The organism is Streptosporangium minutum, assembly GCF_002149035.1.
Lineage (GTDB): Bacteria > Actinomycetota > Actinomycetes > Streptosporangiales > Streptosporangiaceae > Streptosporangium > Streptosporangium minutum.
Genome location: NZ_NGFP01000494.1, coordinates 1 through 1,585, shown reverse-complemented (window position 1 = coordinate 1,585; position 1,585 = coordinate 1). Strand labels below are relative to the sequence as shown.

General features: G+C 73.9%; 1 protein-coding gene. It reads left to right on the top strand.

Translation table 11 applies throughout. From position 1 onward, the window contains the following. Positions 1–40: 40 nt before the first annotated feature. Positions 41–1,585 (top strand): non-ribosomal peptide synthetase (locus CA984_RS43960; protein WP_133061993.1); only part of this gene is annotated, 1,545 nt, incomplete at its 3' end.

The following is a 1,585-nucleotide window of genomic DNA, read 5'->3' as shown; positions in this document are numbered from 1 at the left end:
CTCCCGGATCGAGGACGGTCTCTCCGGCGCGGAGGTCGTCATGATGGACACCTGGACCGGCGACGGCCTCCCCGATTCCGATCCGGTGACCGCGCTGCTGCCCGGCCACCCGGCCTACGTCGTCTTCACCTCCGGTTCGACCGGCCTGCCCAAGGGCGTGCTGGTCACCCACGCGGGCCTGCCGGGCTACGCGCGGACCGAGATCGACCGGTACGCGGTGACCGAGGACAGCCGGGTGCTCCAGTTCGCCTCGATCGGGTTCGACGGGGCGGTGCTGGAGTGGCTGATGGCCTTCTCCTCGGGGGCGGCGCTCGTGCTGGCCCCCGCCGGGATCTACGGCGGGGAACCGCTCGGCCGCTTCCTCGCCGAGGCGCGCGTCACCCACGCCTTCGTCACCCCGGCCGCGCTGGCGACGATCCCGGAACGGCCGCTCCCCGACCTGCGGACGCTGCTGGTCGGCGGCGAGGCCTGCCGCCCCGAACTGGTCCGCCGCTGGGCCGCCGGCCGCCGGATGATCAATGTGTACGGTCCTACCGAGACCACGGTCGTGGTCGCCACCAGCGACCCGCTGACCTCTCCTGACGACACCCCGATCGGCCGCCCGGTCTACGACACCCGACTGCACGTCCTGGACCCCGGCCTGCGCGCGGTCCCGCCCGGCGCGGCCGGTGAGCTGTACGTCGCCGGTCCGAGCGTGGCCCGGGGCTACCTCAACCGGCCCGGCCTGACAGCCGAGCGGTTCGTCGCCGATCCGTCCCAGGTCGGCGGGCGGATGTACCGCACCGGAGACCTGGTCCGGTGGGGGGCTGACGGCCAGCTCCAGTACCTGGACCGGGCCGACCGGCAGGTCAAGGTGCGCGGCTTCCGGATCGAACTGGGAGAGATCGAGAGCGTGCTCGCCGGCCACCCCGGCGTCGGTCAGGCGGCCGTGCTGGCCCGCGACGACCAGCCCGGGGACCGGCGCCTGGTCGCCTATGTCACCGGTACGGCGGACGCCGACGAGCTCCGGCGGCATGCCCGGCTGGCCCTGCCCGACTACATGGTCCCGGCCGCGATCGTGGTGCTGGAGGCGATGCCGCTGACGGCCAACGGCAAGCTGGACCGGCAGGCCCTGCCCGCGCCGGAGCGGGAGACCTCCGGCCGGGAGCCGGCGACGGATCGGGAACGGCTGCTGTGCGGGCTGTTCGCCGAGGTGCTGGGGGTGGAGCGGGCAGGGGCCGACGACGGCTTCTTCGACCTGGGCGGCGACAGCATCCTCGCGATCCAGCTCGTCGCCCGCGCCCGCGAGGCCGGGCTGGGACTCACGCCCAAGCACGTCTTCCAGCACCGGAGCCCGGAGGCTCTCGCGCTCGTCGCACACGAGTCCGTGGAGACGGCCGTCACCGACGGCGACGACGGGATCGGCCCGCTGCCGGCCACCCCCATCATGGCCTGGCTGGCGGAACGGGGCGGGCCGATCGGCGGGTTCAGCCAGACGGTGGTTCTGCGGGTGCCTCCGGGGCTCGGTCTGGATCATCTGACGGTCGCGGTGCAGGCCGTGTTGGACTGTCATGACGTGTTGCGGTTGCGGGTGGCGGGGCCGGGG